General features: G+C 59.3%; 12 protein-coding genes, 1 tRNA gene and 1 rRNA gene. 1 reads left to right on the top strand and 13 read right to left on the bottom strand.

Annotation, left to right across the window (positions count from 1 at the left end; all coding sequences use genetic code 11):
- Positions 1-50: 50 nt before the first annotated feature.
- The 10 genes from ACKUUJ_RS07435 to recJ all read right to left on the bottom strand — a co-directional run bounded on the left by ACKUUJ_RS07435 (position 51) and on the right by recJ (position 13,135).
- A 16S ribosomal RNA gene (locus ACKUUJ_RS07435) occupies positions 51-1,556 on the bottom strand.
- A 542-nt stretch (positions 1,557-2,098) separates the two neighbouring features.
- Entirely contained in the window at positions 2,099-2,458 is a 360-nt protein-coding gene (rplT, locus tag ACKUUJ_RS07430) for a 50S ribosomal protein L20 (protein ID WP_022094123.1), read from the bottom strand.
- Between the two features lie 46 nt (positions 2,459-2,504).
- Entirely contained in the window at positions 2,505-2,696 is a 192-nt protein-coding gene (gene rpmI, locus ACKUUJ_RS07425) for a 50S ribosomal protein L35 (RefSeq protein ID WP_006234422.1), read from the bottom strand.
- Between the two features lie 32 nt (positions 2,697-2,728).
- Positions 2,729-3,298 (bottom strand): translation initiation factor IF-3, encoded by a 570-nt coding sequence (gene infC, locus ACKUUJ_RS07420; protein WP_006234423.1) that lies wholly within the window; start codon positions 3,296-3,298, stop codon positions 2,729-2,731.
- A 432-nt stretch (positions 3,299-3,730) separates the two neighbouring features.
- A tRNA-Leu gene (locus ACKUUJ_RS07415) sits at positions 3,731-3,817 on the bottom strand.
- Between the two features lie 39 nt (positions 3,818-3,856).
- Positions 3,857-5,290, bottom strand: coding sequence for a transglutaminase-like domain-containing protein (locus ACKUUJ_RS07410; protein WP_409065188.1), 1,434 nt, complete (start codon positions 5,288-5,290; stop codon positions 3,857-3,859).
- A gap of 350 nt (positions 5,291-5,640) precedes the next feature.
- Positions 5,641-6,507, bottom strand: a complete 867-nt coding sequence (gene fba, locus ACKUUJ_RS07405; RefSeq protein ID WP_409065187.1) for a class II fructose-1,6-bisphosphate aldolase — start codon at positions 6,505-6,507, stop codon at positions 5,641-5,643.
- Between the two features lie 194 nt (positions 6,508-6,701).
- Entirely contained in the window at positions 6,702-7,385 is a 684-nt protein-coding gene (locus ACKUUJ_RS07400; RefSeq protein WP_409065186.1) for an MBL fold metallo-hydrolase, read from the bottom strand.
- An 86-nt stretch (positions 7,386-7,471) separates the two neighbouring features.
- Positions 7,472-9,832: a bifunctional (p)ppGpp synthetase/guanosine-3',5'-bis(diphosphate) 3'-pyrophosphohydrolase gene (locus tag ACKUUJ_RS07395; RefSeq protein ID WP_055250618.1), complete on the bottom strand. Its 2,361-nt coding sequence runs from the start codon at positions 9,830-9,832 to the stop codon at positions 7,472-7,474.
- Positions 9,833-9,847: 15 nt separating this feature from the next.
- Positions 9,848-13,135 (bottom strand): single-stranded-DNA-specific exonuclease RecJ, encoded by a 3,288-nt coding sequence (gene recJ / locus ACKUUJ_RS07390; RefSeq protein ID WP_409065185.1) that lies wholly within the window; start codon positions 13,133-13,135, stop codon positions 9,848-9,850.
- A 274-nt stretch (positions 13,136-13,409) separates the two neighbouring features.
- Here recJ and ACKUUJ_RS07385 point away from each other — a divergent pair, with 274 nt between their 5' ends.
- Positions 13,410-14,408, top strand: coding sequence for a bile acid:sodium symporter family protein (locus tag ACKUUJ_RS07385; RefSeq protein ID WP_409065184.1), 999 nt, complete (start codon positions 13,410-13,412; stop codon positions 14,406-14,408).
- A 30-nt stretch (positions 14,409-14,438) separates the two neighbouring features.
- On the opposite strand, the gene ACKUUJ_RS07380 is transcribed toward ACKUUJ_RS07385, so the two are convergent.
- The 3 genes from ACKUUJ_RS07380 to ACKUUJ_RS07370 form a co-directional block, all read right to left on the bottom strand.
- Entirely contained in the window at positions 14,439-15,236 is a 798-nt protein-coding gene (locus ACKUUJ_RS07380; RefSeq protein WP_409065183.1) for a DUF4931 domain-containing protein, read from the bottom strand.
- A gap of 3 nt (positions 15,237-15,239) precedes the next feature.
- The gene (locus tag ACKUUJ_RS07375) at positions 15,240-15,917 is read right to left on the bottom strand and encodes a copper homeostasis protein CutC (protein WP_409065182.1); all 678 of its coding nucleotides are present in this window, start codon (positions 15,915-15,917) and stop codon (positions 15,240-15,242) included.
- 203 nt (positions 15,918-16,120) lie between these two features.
- Positions 16,121-16,822 carry an ABC transporter ATP-binding protein gene (locus tag ACKUUJ_RS07370; protein ID WP_035137222.1) on the bottom strand — a complete coding sequence of 234 codons (702 nt, stop codon included), beginning with the start codon at positions 16,820-16,822 and terminating at the stop codon, positions 16,121-16,123.

The following is a 16,822-nucleotide window of genomic DNA, read 5'->3' as shown; positions in this document are numbered from 1 at the left end:
TGCCCTCTATTCGAGTTAAGTTGATCTCTCTAGAAGATTTATCTCCCTAGAAAGGAGGTGATCCAGCCGCACCTTCCGGTACGGCTACCTTGTTACGACTTCACCCCCCTCACCCTCCACACCTTCGGCGCCTCCCCCCTCTCGGTTGGGCCGGCGACTTCGGGTGCAGACGACTCGGGTGGTGTGACGGGCGGTGTGTACAAGGCCCGGGAACGCATTCACCGCGGCATGCTGATCCGCGATTACTAGCAACTCCGACTTCATGGGGGCGGGTTGCAGCCCCCAATCCGAACTGGGGCCGGCTTTCCGGGATCCGCTCCCCCTCGCGGGGTGGCATCCCTCTGTACCGGCCATTGTAGCACGTGTGCAGCCCAGGGCATAAGGGGCATGATGACTTGACGTCGTCCCCGCCCTCCTCCGCCTTGACGGCGGCGGTCCCGCGTGGGTTCCCGGCATCACCCGATGGCAACACGCGGCGGGGGTTGCGCTCGTTGCGGGACTTAACCCAACATCTCACGACACGAGCTGACGACAGCCATGCACCACCTGTATGGGCTCCTCTCGGCCACGGGGTCTCCCCCGCTTCACCCATATGTCAAGCCCTGGTAAGGTTCTTCGCGTTGCTTCGAATTAAGCCACATGCTCCGCTGCTTGTGCGGGCCCCCGTCAATTCCTTTGAGTTTTAGCCTTGCGGCCGTACTCCCCAGGCGGGACGCTTAATGCGTTGGCTGCGGCACGGGGGGATCGTCCCCCCACACCTAGCGTCCATCGTTTACGGCTGGGACTACCAGGGTATCTAATCCTGTTCGCTCCCCCAGCTTTCGCGCCTCAGCGTCGGTCTCGGCCCAGAGGGCCGCCTTCGCCACCGGTGTTCCACCCGATATCTGCGCATTCCACCGCTACACCGGGTGTTCCACCCTCCCCTACCGGACCCAAGCCGCGGAGGTTCCGGGGGCTTCGGGGGGTTGAGCCCCCCGCTTCGACCCCCGGCCTGCCGGGCCGCCTACGCGCGCTTTACGCCCAATGAATCCGGATAACGCTCGCCCCCTACGTATTACCGCGGCTGCTGGCACGTAGTTAGCCGGGGCTTCTTCTGCAGGTACAGTCTTGACTCTTCCCTGCTGAAAGCGGTTTACGACCCGAAGGCCTCCGTCCCGCACGCGGCGTCGCTGCGTCAGGGTTCCCCCCATTGCGCAAGATTCCCCACTGCTGCCTCCCGTAGGAGTCTGGGCCGTGTCTCAGTCCCAATCTGGCCGGTCGGTCTCTCAACCCGGCTACCCGTTGTCGGCACGGTGGGCCGTCACCCCGCCGTCTACCTGATGGGCCGCGGAGCCATCCCCTCCCGTCGGGGCTTTAGCCGGGGTGCCATGCGGCACCCCGGGGTATCCGGTATTACCCGTCCTTTCGGGCGGCTATCCCGGGGGAGGGGGCAGGTTCTCCACGTGTTACTCAGCCGTTCGCCACTCGCTTCCACCCGAGGGTGGGTGCCGTTCGACTTGCATGTGTTAGGCGCGCCGCCAGCGTTCATCCTGAGCCAGGATCGAACTCTCCGTCCAAAATATTCTGGGCTTCGAGCCCGTCCGGTCCTCTCAGTTCATCGCTGATCGGTTCCGTTCGATTCATATGGTTCTAGTATAGGAAAAGGAATTTCTCGGGGCCGCCTCTCGGCGGCCTTGCGAAAAACAAATCCAAGTTAGACCATTTCAAATGGTTCGATGTCTGCCCGGATGCGACACTGAAGTAAGTGTCCATCCTCGCAGTATCCGGTTCTCAAGGTGCACGCCTGCGCGGTCCATCCGGTTCGACCGGGCCGCGCGGCAAGGAGATATATTGCCAGACCGCGAAGCGATGTGGGACGTCAATTCCACTCTTCACAAGTCCTACACAATACATCGCTTCCTATATTGGAAGTAGAAAGTCGAGTGCAGCAAGACCGCACGTATCAGATGATGACCCTTCGGTTAAGAGACATATAAAGATCGGTCACCTGTAAGTGTTTTTCTACCCGCGCTTTTTGCTTTGTAAACCAGCGCTTTCGATAAAAAAGAGGGAGTGTCGCGCACAGTGCGACACTCCCCTAGCGATTCAACAGAATCTATTAGGCCTCGAGAGCCTTCTTGGCAATGGCAGCCAGCTCGTTGAAGGACTCGATGTCCTCGTAGGCCATCTGAGCCAGGACCTTGCGGTCGAGCTCGATGCCGGCAACCTTCAGGCCGTGCATGAACTGAGAATAAGAGATGTCGTTCAGGCGAGCTGCAGCGTTGATGCGGGTGATCCAGAGAGAGCGGATCTCGCGCTTCTTGTTGCGGCGATCACGGTACTGATACTGCAGAGAGTGCTGGACCTGCTCTTTAGCATGCTTGTAAGTACGCGAAGCGGCACCGTAGTAACCCTTCGCACGGTGCATAACGGTACGGCGCTTCTTCTTGGCGGCAACAGCGCGCTTAATACGTGCCATGTTCTATCAACTCCTAGACGGTAAAACGAAAAACGGGAACGCGAACTTAGGCGAGACGCGACTTGATGACCTTGCGGTCGGCAGCGGCGATCTCGGTCTCCTGACGGAAGCCACGCTTACGCTTGGTGGACTTCTTGCTCAGGATGTGGCTCTTGAAAGCCTTGGCGCGCATAAGCTTGCCGGTACCAGTCTTGCGGAAACGCTTCTTGGTGCCGCTGTGGGACTTCATCTTAGGCATGAAATACTCCTTAATCGGTTACAGAACACTAGTTACTTGGTATCGCTTGCCGCTTTATCCTCATCAAAGGCGCCCTTAATCGGGGCGAGCAGCATAAGCATGTTACGGCCTTCCATCTTAGGCTTGGACTCGACCGTAGCGTAAGGCTTGAGATCCTCGGCGAGACGCTCGAGAACGTTAAGACCCTGCTCCGGGTGAGCCATCTCACGGCCGCGGAACATGATGGTGATCTTAACGCGCGCGCCCTTCTTGAGGAAACGCAGAACGTGGCCCTTCTTGGTCTCGTAATCGCCAACGTCGATCTTGGGTCGGAACTTCATTTCCTTGACCTCGACCTTGGACTGATTCTTACGAGCGGCCTTGGCCTTCATGGCCTGCTGGTACTTGAACTTACCGTAGTCCATGACCTTGCAGACCGGCGGCTCCGCGTTGGGAGCGATCTCGACCAGGTCGAGACCCTGATCGTCAGCGACGCGCTGGGCATCGCGGATGGCGAACAGGCCGAGCTGAGAGCCATCGACGCCAATCAAACGGCACGAAGATGCAGTGATCTCGTCGTTGATGCGGGTGTCATCAGACTTAGCTATTTTCCCTACCTCCATTCATAAAAAAATAACCCGGCGCTTCTTTGCAACCAGGTCGTACACATAGACATCCTCGGTATGAGGAAGGGAATCTAGGTTGTATGACCAGTCAGCTGCTCATTGGCGCCAAAAGGTGGGAACCCTCGGGTTCCTCTTTAGGGCATTGCGGGAACAACGCCTTGCGAATGATAACACGTACCGCGCGTTATCACATTACGTACACGAAAAAGCGGGCCTCGACCCCCTTGAACGCTCGCTTGCATGTATGGTGCCCGAGGCGAGACTCGAAGGGTCTTCGCTTCGCGAAGCCCCGGGCTTCGGGCGCACGGCGCCCTCGCCACGCTCCGCTACAAACAGGCCACAGGCCTGTTTGCTTAACGCTCCGCGCGCTCACGCGAGTTCGGCACGAAAAAGGGGGCCTCGACCCCCTTGAACGCTCGCTTGCATGTATGGTGCCCGAGGCGAGACTCGAACTCGCACGTTGTTGCCAACGGTGGATTTTGAGTCCACTGCGTCTGCCAATTCCGCCACTCGGGCACGTAATGCGTGAGTTAGTTTATCACAGCTTTCTGTTGATTAGTCCGAAAATGGAACTTCGAGCATTTCGATGAGTTCGACCGTGCGGAGCATCTCGCGCCGACGGCATCCGCGTCCGTTAACCGAGACTTCGCCCATCTGGTTGTCATAGGGATCCTCGCGCATACCATCGAAAGCAGGCACAAATTCAGCCTGGAATCGGTTGTTGGCCACCATACGCCACGGGTCGAGATTGCCAAAGTAGTGACGACGGCGCCACTCCTCCCCCATCCTGCGAGCAGAAGATCCAAATGACACGTCGGCGTTGAGCCAACCGGTCTGCGGCGTATAGAACTCAGCCCAATCGTGCGGCCCCACCGAATCGGGCGCAACATACAGGCCGCTCTGCCAACGGGCAGGAACGCCCGCAATGCGGCACATGGTGATAAACGTGAGCGCCATAACACCGCAATCGCCGCGGAGCGAGTGTGCACAGTCATCGGCAATAGATCCCAAAAGCAGGTACGGTGGCTGATAGCGATAGTCGATATGCTGTGTCAGGTAATCATAGATAGCACGAGCGCAATCGAGCGGATCCTCGAGCCCGTCAATAACACGCTCCGTCAGCTGTCGCAGGTACGGCGTAAACGCAATGTGCGGACGGTCCTCGGAGGTGTCCTCGGGCAGGGGCGCGTCCATACAGGGATGCGATGGGAGCGCGCCACCATAAATATCGCAATAGGCGGCATCAATGTGATAGCGATAGGTCACCGAGAATGAATGTTCAGTCGAAGATGCCCAAGAGGCAGTACGAGCCGAAACGTTTTCAGAGGCAACATTCCCCTCCGACGTCATATCGAGAACCTCGATATGAGACTGCTGGCGGCAGGCGGCGGCAACGGGTAGCCACGCGCGAACAGCCTCTCCCTCCAGAGCACCGGGGACAGACACGGATGCCTTAAGCATGATGACGCGAGCCAACCCGTTTTGCGACTCCATCTCCCTGAGCATCTGGTTACGCAGCGCGACGCCGTCCGTAGAATCGGGGCGCAGACCCGGAACCTCCTTGGGATACACACGCAAAGAATCAAGGAAGTTGTCGAGAACGAACAGTTCACCATCGATTAAGCGCCAATCGATACGCTTGCGGTCAATCAGGTCGTCAAACTGCTCGTCGGTAAACTCGGGCCACTCCTCGCGAATCATCTTGATAGCCCGATCGCGCGACACCGAAAAATGAAGCGGCGTCTCGATCATGCGATACCGCTCGGCGCGAACGCAGGCAGCCAGCGAAGGCTCAGGATTCTGCCCCAAAAGGCGATCGCAGGCAGCAACAGCCTGCGTCAAATACCCGGCATCCTTAAGACGAAGAATCTCGGGCGGCAGTCCAATATCGAGATGACGAAAGTCATCACAGCAAACATCAACAGAGCAACCAACAGGACCCTCGTCAATAACCTTCCCATCCGAAGGCAGCACATTAATAACAGCCATACCAAACTCCAAGTCATTAGAACTCTCGAAGCCCATTGTAGCGAGATAAAAAAGAAAGCCCCAATAGAGGAGCCCTCAACACTGATAAACGGTACCTATAAAAATGAATTCAGCCCAGTAACCCTGCGGCGTTAAACGAAGGAAGCCCCGTCCCCCGGAACTGTTTCCTTGGGGCGACATCTGGCGAAGCCAGGGCAAATTATTTAGCCCAGTAACCCTGTAGCGAGTTAACAAAGGAGGCCCCGTTTCCCCGGAGCTGATTCCGTCGCGCGACTTCTGGCGAAGCCAGGTGAGCGCGAGGGAAACAGCGTAGGGGAAACGGGGCCTCCGGCGGGAAGTTAAACCGCTACTTACGCCTTGTTGACGGAGCCAAACTCCTCCATGAGCTCCTTGGTGCGGGCAACGATGTTGTCGCGGCCAGGCTTGAGGAGCTTGCGGGGGTCAAAGCCCTTGCCCTGCTGATCCTTGCCAGCCTCGATGTACTCGCGGACGCCCTTGGCGAAGACGAGCTGCAGGTCGGTGTTGACGTTGATCTTGGAGATGCCCAGGGAGATGGCCTTCTTGATCTGATCCTCGGGGATGCCGGTGCCACCGTGCAGGACGAGGGGCAGGTCGCCGGTCTGAGCCTTGATCTCGCCCAGACGCTCGAAGGAAAGGCCAGCCCAGTCGGCGGGATACACGCCGTGGATGTTGCCGATGCCGCAGGCGAGGAAGTCGACGCCCAGGTCAGCGATCTGCTTGCACTCAGCAGGGTCAGCGAGCTCACCGTTGGAGGTCACGCCGTCCTCGGTGCCGCCGATGCCGCCGACCTCGGCCTCGATGGACATGCCCTTGGAGTGGGCAAGCTCAACGAGCTCCTTGGTGCGGTCGAGGTTAAGCTGGAAGGTCTCCTCGTGAGAGCCGTCATACATGATGGACGTGAAGCCGGCCTCGATGCACTTGAAGCAGTCCTCGTAAGAACCGTGATCGAGGTGAAGGGCGACGGGAACGGTAACGCCCGTGGCCTCGACGGCAGCCTTGACCATGTCGGCGCAGACCTTGAAACCGCCCATCCACTTAGCGGCACCAGCGGTGCACTGAAGGATCAGCGGAGACTTGGTCTCCTCGGCAGCCTGGAGAATAGCCAGGGTCCACTCGAGGTTGTTGGTGTTGAAGGCACCGAGACCGTACTTGCCGGCCTCGGCCTTCTTGAGCATGTCTGCTGCGTTGACGAGCATAAAAGAAACCTCCTGTAAGGTTGCTCCGATAACGCCTGTGATTTTACCACGGCGTATCCGAGCATAAACGTTCGTTTGTTCACGAATATCGTCCAAACAGACTTTTTTTGACCGTTTGCCCTACGGAATCGACCCGTTGGGGAAAATATCTTGACGTTTGGACGCTTCTCGTGCTTCAGAAGCTGACTACAAAGCTACATCTGCATGAAAGGGTTCCGCATAAGCTCGCGTGCCACAGTGGTCGAATCGCCATGGCCGGTTAGGCATACGGTATCGGGCGGGAGAAGCCGGGCGAGCTTGGAAAGCGAGCGCAGAATCGCCGCCTCATCTCCTCCAGAAAGATCGGTGCGGCCGTGGCTGCCCGGGAATAGCGTGTCGCCCACAAAGGCAATGTTCCCCTGCTCGGTGGCAGCAAACAAGACAATGCCACCCGGCGTATGCCCGGGCACCTCGATAACCTGCAGGCAGATATCGCCCGCCTCGATAGCATCGCCTTCGGCGAGCAGGCGCGTCGGCTCCCCGGGGTCAGGCGTCTCAATGCCCCACATAGCTCGCTGTTCCTCGATATTCGCATGCGGCACAGCTGCGTCCTTGCCGCACAGTTCGTACAGGGCGTCAGCGCCAACGGCGGCACGAACTCCAGCGACACCGCCAACATGGTCGGCATGACCATGCGTGCAGACGGAACCGAGCACTTGTACATCGGGGCGTTCGGCTCGGATATGCGCAACGAGGCTTTCGCCTTCCCAAGCGGGATCGATAATCAAGCATTCGCCACTCGAAATAACGGCGTAACTGTTGGTCTGGATGGGGCCGTTTACAAGCGCCTCAATCGAAGCCGTACCCCGAGGGGTTAAGTCCAAAGCCGCAGCGTCCATGCGTGCGCCCTCCTTCTATAAACGTCGAGGCACCAAACGATGCCTCGAACGTAGCCAATATCATTACTGTCGCGCGCTCGTTACGCCTATACGCGACGCTTGAGCTGAGCCCCACCCTCGCCAGGCATCAAACGACGTGCGTCATAGACCGAGTCGACGCTGCTAATGGATGCCAGTAGCGGATCCAGGCCGCTCGCATCCGAAATCTCGACCATAAAGCGCAGGGTTGCAATACCCTCGCGGTTAGTCGAGGTGGCGGCGGAAAGAATATTGCCGCCTGCATCGCCAATGGCGATGGTGACGTCCTTGAGCAGGCCCATGCGGTCCAGGCACTCGACCACAATCTCGACCTGGAAAAGCGTATCAGCAGCACCATCCCACTCTACGTCAATCATGCGCTCGGGATGTTCCATAAGGCCCTTGACGTTGGGGCAGTTGGCGCGATGCACCGAAACGCCACGACCGCGCGTGATGAAGCCGACGATGTCGTCGCCCGTCACGGGGTTGCAGCAATGAGCCAGACGGACCAGCAGGCCGCTGTTGCTCTCGCCCTTGACGATAATGCCGTTACTGGCGCTCTTACCGCGCTTTTGCGGCTTGCGGTTGGAGCCGCGAGCGGGCTGCTTTACGACCTCGGCGATAGCCTCGGCCTTGGTGAGCTGTTCCTCGGGCTTGGGGTCCAAGATTTGCTCGACCTTATTGCCCACAGCGCGCGGGGCGACCTTGCCCGCGCCAACGGCTGCAAAAAGGTCCTCGAGCTGCTTGAAGTTAAACTGCTCCGCCACGGCGTTGAGCGCACGCGTGGATCGTGGCGTAGAGATGCCATACCCGCGCTTACGCAGGTCCTTGGCCAGTATATCGCGGCCGGCGGCAGCGTCGTCATCCTTGGTCGCGGCGGCGAAATAACGGCGAATCTTTGACTTGGCCGAAGGTGTCTTGACGATCTTGAGCCAATCGCGCGACGGCTTAGAGCTCTTGTTAGTCAGAATCTCGACACGGTCACCCGTCTTGATCTCGTGCGTGAGCGGCGCCACCGCACCGTTGATTTTGGCGCCGACACAGTGGTTACCGACCTCGGTATGAACGGCGTAGGCAAAGTCGAGCGGTGTAGAGCCGGCACGAAGCGCCATGACCTCGCCCTTGGGCGTAAAGACAAAAATTTCCTGGTCGAACAAGTCGACCTTCAGCGAATGCAGGTATTCCTTGGCATCGGTGATCTCGTCAGACGCCGCCCAGTCGAGTGAGTGCTTGAGCCAGTTGATCTGGTCGTCCAGACGCTGCGCATCGTTAGTCTTGGAGGCAGACGATCCGCCCGACTTCTTATACAGCCAGTGGGCAGCGATGCCATACTCGGCCTGCTCGTGCATTTCGTAGGTTCGAATCTGAATCTCGAGCGGACGGGCCGTGGGGCCGATAACCGTCGTGTGAAGCGATTGGTAGTTATTGACCTTGGGCATGGCGATATAGTCTTTAAAACGACCGGGCATGGGATGCCACAGGGTATGCACGGCACCAAGCGTGGAATAGCAATCGCGCACCGAATGAGTGATGACGCGCAGCGCCACCAGGTCGTAAATCTCGGAGAACTCCTTGCCCTTGCGCTTCATCTTTTGATAGATGGACCAATAGTGCTTGGAACGACCGTTGATCTGAAAGCCCTCAAGACCAATGCGATTGAGCTCATCGGTGAGCGTCTTGATGGTCTCGGCCAGATAACGCTCGCGAACCTCGCGCGACTCGGATACCATGCGCGCGATGCGCTGGTAGGCATCGGGCTCCAAGTAGAAAAAGGACAGGTCCTCGAGCTCCCACTTGATTGAACTCATGCCCAGGCGGTCGGCCAAAGGCGCGTACACGTCCATGGTCTCGCGTGCCTTAAACAGGCGGCGGTCCTCGCGCAGAGCGGCAAGCGTGCGCATGTTATGCAGGCGGTCGGCGAGCTTGACGATGATGACGCGGATGTCCTTGGACATGGCGAGGAACATCTTGCGCAGCGTAAGCGCCTGCTTCTCGTCCATGCTGTCGACTTCAATGTTGGTGAGCTTGGTCACGCCGTCGACGAGCCCTGCCACGGTTTCGCCAAACAGACCCGAAACATCGGCAAGCGAGGTCTCGGTGTCCTCGACGGTATCGTGCAGCAACGCGGCGCACACCACATCGCAGTCCATCTTGAGGTCAGCCAGAATGATAGCTACCTCGACGGGATGGTTAATGTACATCTCACCCGAGCGCCGCTTTTGGTTGCAGTGCTTCTCGGCAGCAAAGCAGTAGGCCTGCTCCACATTGGAGAAGTCGTCCTCGTTCATATATTTGAGGCACAGACGCTCCAGCTTGTCGTAGCTGTCCGCCATAATCTCGGGCGGCAGCTCATCGGCATGCTTATAGTGCTCCATCTCCGAAAACGGCTGGAGGGTGGAATCATGGGCGGTACGGGCTGCGGCGTCCATCGAGGTCCCCTTCCCCTAGGCCCGCGGTACGATCGGGCGGTTAACTTTGGCTAGCATATCAGAAGCGCACGAATCGAGTGCCCAGCTCCGAAAAGCCGTGAACTCCATGCGCGAGCGCAAGCCCTCCAAATAGCGAATTGACCTGCTTAATTGCACGCGACCGGGGTTTTCCGCCATCGCGATGCGACGCGTATCGTCAAACCCCGAAACGCGGCAGAAACCGAGTTCTTCGAAGATTCCCAGGCCGCTTTCCACCGAGCGCTCGTCGACCGGCGTGCGGGCATCGATGGCAAGACACATCTGCGCAATGTCGATATCGCTCGCGCAGAATGAATCGTCCCCCGTCTTGCCACGGTTGGAGCGCCACATGGTCTGCAGCGCTCGATAGAGCGTGACAAGCTCATCGCGCTCGGGCGCGTAACAATCGAGCAGGCGCTCATTAATACGAGCGTCACGCGACGAATAGAGCAGGTGAATCACGGCGGGCTGTCCATCGCGGCCGGCACGGCCACTCATCTGGTTAAACTCAATCGCACCAAACGGCATGTGGTAGAGCACGACATGGCGGATATCGGGCAGGTTGACGCCCTCACCAAAGGCAGAGGTCGAAACGATGCAACTGAGGCTTCCGTCGCGAAACGCTTCCTCGACACGGCGGCGATCGGAGCGCGCGAGCCCGGCGTTATAGAACGCAATATGGGTCGCGCAGTCGGGCACGCGTTTGCGCAACGTCTTGGCAAGCGCCACGGACTGGTCGCGCGAGTTGACGTAGATGACGGTCTTCTCCCCCGTCGCCACGATTGACACCAGGCGATTTTCGCGGCTCGCAAGGTCACGGTCGTCCTCGAGTTGCAGGTTCTCGCGAACGGTCTCGTCGACCACCGTCCTGGTAATCGGCAATACACGAGCAAGCTCCGCCACGACCGGGGCCGTCGCGGTAGCCGTTGCCGCCATGACAACGGGGTCGCCCAGGGCTTTGAGAATATCGGGCATGTCGAGGTAGGCGCTCCGGTCGCCGCCTTTGGCAAGACCGGCATGGTGTGCCTCATCGATAACGACAAAGCCAATACGTCCAGAACGTGCAAAGCGATCGCGATGGATAGACAGAAACTCCGGCGTCGTGAGAACGATGCCGGTGCGGCCCGAAGCCAGGCCGGCAAACACGTCATCGCGCGCCGCCTCCACGGTCTCGCCGGTCAGCACGCCAACGCCAATGCCGAGCGCGGCCATCGTCGAGGAAAGGTGATAGGCCTGGTCGGCAACGAGTGCGCGCAGCGGATAGACAAAGATACTCGCACGCCCGCGAAGAACCGCCTCGCGTGCGGCATGTACATGAAAGATGAGCGACTTGCCGCGACCCGTTCCCATAACGGCCAAAACGCTCTGGTGGTCGGCCAGGGCGTCAAGCGCCTCGACCTGTGCGCGGTGCGGCTGGTTCGATCCGATAAAGCTGTGAATGAGCGAGCGCGTGAGCTCGGTATAGGAAAGCTGAGCAAGCGTTTCGCGTTTACGCGACTCCAGGCGCAGGCCAGAATCCGCCGGTTGTACGCCGCGGCGAAGCTCACATGCCGGATCGTCGATATTGGGCGCCGTGGCATCGCGCACCAAGACATCTTTGATCATGAGTTTGGGCTTCACGCGCCCCTGCCAATGCTCGGCAACGGCCTCGAACACCAAGTCGACGGCGCTGTCGCAATTGATAAACCTGTCGATCTGCGGTACGCGAAACATGATTGCCGGCACGCTCGCGGCTCCATCCGTCGCCACGAAGCGCATGTGCTCGCCAGTCTTACCCACCACGGCGCGATCACACATCGTCACGCCCTCGGCAGCCAGCAGCGGCACCTTATTACCCTGGCCAAACGGCTCAAGGCGGGAAATCTGCTCGATGGTCTCGATATTCAATTCGGAAAGGTCGACCGTGGCGGCAACCTCGTCGGTGTCCTCAAAGTCCTCGGCGGGAAGCTCGGACAACACGGCGGAAAGACGTCGACGAAACTCATCGAGCTTAGATGCCTCGATGGTCACGCCCACCGCACCGGCATGCCCGCCGCGGCGAATCAGCAGGTCGGAGCAGCGCTCGACGGCTTCGAACAGGTTAACCTTGCCTACCGAGCGGCCCGAGCCACGTGCTATACCGTCCTCGATAGAGAAAAGCAGCGCCGGCACGTGATATCGGTTGGTAAGGCGGCTCGCCACGATGCCCTTAACGCCCTCGTGCCAACCTTCGCCGCCCACGACGATTGCGCGCCCGCCGTCATAAGTCTCCTCGACCTTTGCCATGGCATCGCGCGTGAGCTCCGCCTCGATCTCGCGACGCTGTCGGTTGATCTCCTCGAGCTCGGCCGCCAGCGCGCTTGCCTCGATAGGATCGCGGGCAAGCAGCAAGTCGAGCGCCAGCTTGGGATCGGCCATGCGGCCGGCGGCGTTTAAGCGGGGAATGAGCGAGAACGATAGACCGTCCGCCGTAATGGTAGAAAGGTCGGCCTTGGCGAGCGCTGCAAGCGCAATGTAGCCGGGACGAGCCGTCACGCGCATCTGTTGGATGCCCTCAGCGACCAGCGCGCGGTTCTCGGGCGTCAACGGCATCATGTCGGACACGGTGCCCAGCGCCGCAACCTCAATCAGCGAACGCCAATACGACGGCTTGCCCAGACGCTCGCCCAAAACCTGCACCAGCTTGAGCGCCACGCCAGCACCGGCAAGTTCACGCGAGGGCCCCTCATCCTCGAGTTTAGGGTCGGTCAGGGGCACGCCCTGCGGCACCTGGTCGGACGGCTCATGATGGTCCGTAACCACCAGATCGATTCCCAGGCTCTCCAGATAGGAGACCTCTTCCTTGGCCGCGATACCGTTATCGACGGTCACGATCAGATTGGGTTGGGCGAGCTTGTTGACGCGGTCGAGTGCCGCGCGCGAAAGGCCATATCCCTCGTCAAAGCGGTGCGGGATGAATGGTGTGACATCGGCGCCAAACGTCCGCAGCGCCTCGGTCAACAGACAAGTCGACGTAATGCCGTCGACGTCAAAATCGCCAAAGACGGCGATACGCTCGTGGTTGCGAATAGCACGCTCAACGCGGTCGGCGACGACCGCCATGCCCGGAATAACAAGCGGGTCCGCCCAGTCGCGATCGAGCGAAGGCGTCAAAAACAGCTGGCCTTCCTCGATGGATGTAATGCCGTGCGCAACCATAATGCGCGCCACCAGCCCGGGTATGCCCAGACCAGCCGAAAGCTCCTTTTCGAGCTCGGGATTTTGCTGAGCGACCGCCCAGCGATGCGTCGTCTTAAGCGATGACATAGGCGCCCACCCCCGATAGGGGCAGGTCGCCGCGATACCTCTCACGGTTCATAGCGATGAGTCCTCTGTGTATGCCCGCTTCGGCAGGCAGATCTGTTGAACGGATTTATTATACCGTGCGGCACGGACGCAGAGCCTCGCGGCACGCCCTGGTTTCGGTAAACGAGGCCGGTAATAGCCTCGAAATAATCGAGCGTTTCTGACGCACGGACGCATGCGAGCGTCTAGCATATCCATTCAAACGAGTTCGCGGATAAAGGGAGTCACGGGGCATATGAAGCAATGGGTTGGACTGGGAAAGTTCCTCGCGGGGCATATGCAGGTCATCGTTCCGATTTGCGTAACGCTCGGCGTGCTCTTTCCCCAGCAGATCGGCGTACTTAAGCCCATCGTTCCCGCCCTCTTCGCCTTTATGACGTTCCAAGGTGCGCTCAGCAACACCTTCCACCAGGTCGCTGAGGTGTTCCGCCGTCCCCTGCACCTGATTTTGGCGCTGCTCGTCTCGGCGGTGCTTATTCCCATAGCAGCCTATGCCATGGGATCGCTGTTCTTTGGCTCCAACCCCAACCTTGTCTGCGGCATCGTGCTCGAATACAGCGTACCCGTGGCGGTCACTGCCTTTATGTGGATTAGCATGTTCGGCGGCAACGGCCCGCTCGCGCTCACCATCATCCTGACGTCCTCGGTTATCTCCCCTGTGACGATTCCGCTCACGCTTAAGCTCTTGCTGGGTGCCACTGTCTCGATCGATGTGCCAAGCATGATGCAAGACATGGCCTTTATGATCGCCATCCCCGCCGTGCTCGGCATCGTGATCAACGAGCTCACACGTGGATGGGGACACGAGAAGCTCTCTCCCGCGCTCTCGCCCGCCTGCAAGTTCATGATGATGGGCGTTATCGCCTCCAACTCCACCGCCATGAGTGAGTACGTTCTGCGCATGAACGCGATGCGCCTGGAAGTCGCCCTCTTTATTTTGACCTTCGCCATCAGCGGCTTTATCGTCGGTTTTCTGATCGCCCGTGCGCTGCATCTGCCATATAGCGAGACGACTACCATGTGCTTTACCTGCGGCATGCGTAACATCTCTTCGGGCGCCGTCATCGCCACGCAGTACTTTCCGGGCGAAGTCGTGTTTCCCATCATGTGCGGAACGCTGTTTCAGCAGGTACTCGCCTCGTTTATCGGGCATCTCTTTGAGCGTCTAACCGGCGAGGAGCGCGCCGCCCAGCGCAAGCGCGTCGAGGCCGGCCGCGACGCCATGGCACGCTAGACCGTCCGCATTACGCGGGTGTTAGTCTTGCTATACAAGCGTTTCCAGGTGCGCACGCAGGCGCTCGGCATCGATATCGAGCGTTGTATCGGCATTGACCTGGGCCAAACGATAGCCGACAAAGTAGGGCGAAACCACCCAACGCGGCAGTGCCTTGGCAATGGTCCGACCGCCCAGGTGATAGAAGAACAAGTTGTACGACTCTGCGCGACCACCGTGGTGGTCGTTCAGGATATAGCGCAGAGCTACCTGGATCGCATCGGCGAAGAGATCCGTCTCGGCTTGATCTCGCATGTCATCGCTGGCGGCGATTCCCTGCGGGGCTGAAACATTGACCTCAAAGAATCCCATGATCGGTTCGGTTGAGATGTTGACCGCGATTCTCCCCTGTTGCCAGACATTGATGCCTTCGAAATTGGCGGAAGTCAGCGAAGCATAGCCGTCTTCCTGCTCCAAACCCACAATCTGCATGTGCGGATGAACGAGACTGCCGCCCGAGAGCGGACCCCTGTTCTTGTACATGAGCACGCTTCGATACTGCTGTGAATCGATCATCTGCTGCCAGCAACCCAGGGCAAACCTCATTACATGGTGGAGTTCATCCAACTCATAGGTCACCAGGTCTGCGTCGTGGTCGGCCGACTCGATCAGCACGGTTTGACGGGTGGCGCGCAGGGTTTTGAACTTATTCTCGAGCCAGATGCAGTCACCGTCGCGCCGAATGATATTGGCGAGCCCCTCGGTATCGCAAAAGGGGCACGCGGTGCCAGGGCGCCGGTTGTCGTCGGGCTTACCGCTCGCCTGCTGAACGTCAAATACCAGCGCCACGGGTTACGCCTCCAGCGGCACGATCTTGGTGCCATGGAGCTCGGAGACGCCCAATGCCGCCGCCACGGTATCGCGGTTGGCCGTGGAAATGCCGCCGCCAGGAAGGATGGTCAGGCGGTCGCCCGCATACTCGACAAGACGCGATAGGTGCTCCAGATTGTCCTCGATCGGCGTTCCGGCAGCACCACCATGCGTCAGGATACGCGTGATGCCGCAGTCGGCGAGCGTATCAATGGCATCCAACTGAGCCTCAGGCGAGAGCTGGTCAAACGCCATGTGGAAGGTAATATCGATAGGTCCGCGCTTGCACTCCTCGGTCGCGCAGCCCGCGGCCATCACGAGGGCGCCCAACGTAAGCTCGTCGAGCGCCCATCCGCCGGCACAAGGCTTGCAACAGCCAAAGACCAAGCCGTCGGCGCCGGCGCTCACGGCAAGGCCCAGGTCCATCTCCATCATGCGCAGCTCGTCCTGGTTGTAGTGAAAGTCACCGCCACGCGGGCGAATCATGCACATCACTCGCGCGTCATGCTCGTGAGCATAGCTGACCGTAGCGCTGATAACACCAGCCGAGGGCGTAGTGCCACCGACGGCAAGGTTGTCGCACAGCTCGATGCGCCTTGCACCGGCATCGATAGCCGCCGGCACCCGCTCAAAGTTCTCGGCACAAAACTCGTACAGCATAGATAGACCCCCAGACGAACTTCTATTTCCACACGGCATTGTCGCACTTTAAATACCAACCCGCACAATGATCCCTTGGGGACGGAGGAAAACGGATCGCCCAGTGAGTCGATTTGACCCGGCGATCCGTTTTCCTCCGTCCCCAAGGGATCATTTAAAAAGGGGCGCCGACCGGGATAGTCAGCGCCCCTTCGTTGAATGAATTAACCACCAAGATATGCTTTACGCACGTTGTCGTCGTGCAGCAGCTCTTGACCGGTGCCGGTCATAGTGATCTTGCCGGTCTCGAGCACGTAGCCGCGTGTGGCGATGGAAAGAGCCATCTGTGCGTTTTGCTCGACCAGGAGCACCGTGGTGCCGGCCTTATGCAGATCCTCGACAATTTGGAAGATCTGCTCAATCAGAATCGGTGCCAAGCCCATAGAGGGCTCATCGAGCATGAGCAGCTTAGGGTTACTCATAAGGGCGCGGCCCATAACGAGCATCTGCTGCTCGCCGCCCGAAAGGGTACCGGCGACCTGGCGACGACGCTCCTTCAGGCGCGGGAACTGCTCGTAGACGCGCTCGAGGCCCGGAGCCACCGTTGACTTGGGCTGCGTATAGGCACCCATTTCCAGGTTCTCCTCGACCGTCATCTGCAAAAAGGCACGACGACCCTCGGGCACCTGAGCCAGGCCCTTACCAACCAGCTTGTCGGCGGGCGTATGGGTAATATCCTCGCCCATAAACTTGATGGAGCCGGTCTTGGAGCGTAGCAGGCCCGAGACGGTCTTGAGCGTCGTGGACTTACCGGCACCGTTCGCGCCGATCAGAGCCACGATCTCGCCCTCGTTAACGTTAAAGGAGATGTCCTTGATGGCGTGGATGGCGCCGTACCAGACGTTGATGTTGTAGACGGAAAGCAT

Origin of the sequence: Collinsella sp. wc0583 (genome assembly GCF_046116915.1) — a bacterium.
GTDB lineage: Bacteria > Actinomycetota > Coriobacteriia > Coriobacteriales > Coriobacteriaceae > Collinsella.
This window is presented reverse-complemented; position numbering and strand designations above follow the sequence as displayed.

Bases quoted from the DNA above. Each gene is read 5' to 3' on its own strand.
- ACKUUJ_RS07400 (WP_409065186.1), bottom strand. From the start codon at position 7,385: ATGGACGCTGCGGCTTTGGACTTAACCCCTCGGGGTACGGCTTCGATT.
- ACKUUJ_RS07385 (WP_409065184.1), top strand. From the start codon at position 13,410: ATGAAGCAATGGGTTGGACTGGGAAAGTTCCTCGCGGGGCATATGCAG.
- ACKUUJ_RS07410 (WP_409065188.1), bottom strand. From the start codon at position 5,290: ATGGCTGTTATTAATGTGCTGCCTTCGGATGGGAAGGTTATTGACGAG.
- rpmI (WP_006234422.1), bottom strand. From the start codon at position 2,696: ATGCCTAAGATGAAGTCCCACAGCGGCACCAAGAAGCGTTTCCGCAAG.
- infC (WP_006234423.1), bottom strand. From the start codon at position 3,298: ATGGAGGTAGGGAAAATAGCTAAGTCTGATGACACCCGCATCAACGAC.
- ACKUUJ_RS07375 (WP_409065182.1), bottom strand. From the start codon at position 15,917: ATGCTGTACGAGTTTTGTGCCGAGAACTTTGAGCGGGTGCCGGCGGCT.
- rplT (WP_022094123.1), bottom strand. From the start codon at position 2,458: ATGGCACGTATTAAGCGCGCTGTTGCCGCCAAGAAGAAGCGCCGTACC.
- ACKUUJ_RS07370 (WP_035137222.1), bottom strand. From the start codon at position 16,822: ATGCTTTCCGTCTACAACATCAACGTCTGGTACGGCGCCATCCACGCC.
- fba (WP_409065187.1), bottom strand. From the start codon at position 6,507: ATGCTCGTCAACGCAGCAGACATGCTCAAGAAGGCCGAGGCCGGCAAG.
- ACKUUJ_RS07395 (WP_055250618.1), bottom strand. From the start codon at position 9,832: ATGGACGCCGCAGCCCGTACCGCCCATGATTCCACCCTCCAGCCGTTT.
- recJ (WP_409065185.1), bottom strand. From the start codon at position 13,135: ATGTCATCGCTTAAGACGACGCATCGCTGGGCGGTCGCTCAGCAAAAT.